This window comes from Ferrigenium sp. UT5 (assembly GCF_045866295.1).
Lineage (GTDB): Bacteria > Pseudomonadota > Gammaproteobacteria > Burkholderiales > Gallionellaceae > Sideroxyarcus.
The window spans coordinates 1-699 of the sequence record NZ_BAAFRY010000066.1 but is presented as its reverse complement, the minus strand read 5'-3'; the positions used below and the strand labels follow the sequence as shown (position 1 = coordinate 699).

1 protein-coding gene is annotated in these 699 nt (G+C 61.2%); it reads left to right on the top strand.

Going from position 1 to position 699, the window contains the following annotated elements; translation table 11 throughout:
- Window positions 1-591, top strand: a 591-nt coding sequence (locus tag ACKTSJ_RS11160; RefSeq protein WP_407900243.1) for a tyrosine-type recombinase/integrase, incomplete at its 5' end; no start/stop codon positions are given.
- Window positions 592-699: the final 108 nt, after the last annotated feature.

The window sequence follows — 699 nt, the reverse complement described above, 5'->3', positions numbered from 1 at the left end:
GTCTCGATCAATAACGCGCTCAGCGGCTTGAAGTTCCTGTTCGAGCACACGCTCGACCACCCCGAACTGATGCGCAAGATGCAATCGGTGCGCGTGCCGCACAAACTGCCGGTGGTGTTGAGTCGCGACGAGGTGGCGCGTCTGCTCGCGGCTGTCGGCAACCTTAAACACCAAACGGCGTTGTCGGTCGCCTACGGCGCAGGACTGCGCGTGAGCGAGGTCTGCGCACTCAAGGTCAGTGATGTCGACAGCCAGCGCATGGCGTTGCGCATCGAACAGGGCAAAGGCAGCAAGGATCGTTATGCCATGCTCTCGCCCGTCCTGCTCGAACAACTGCGCCATTGGTGGCGGTATGCCCACGCACAGGGCAAGATGCGCGAAGGAGGCTGGCTGTTCCCCGGACAGGACCCCATCGATCCGCTCAGCACCCGCCAACTCAATCGTGCCATTCACGCCGCAGCGGATGAGGCGCATCTGGACAAGCGCGTCTCGATGCATACCTTGCGCCACAGTTTCGCCACCCATCTGCTGGAGCAGAAGGTGGACATCCGCGTGATCCAGGTGCTGCTGGGTCATCGCAAGCTGGACTGAATCGCTCCGGGTTTTGAGGAGGCTCCTAATCTTGAGAGAATGGAGCCCTTATGGACAAGAAACCCACCCCGAAGTATTCCCCCGAAGTTCGCGAGCGCGCCGTGCGCA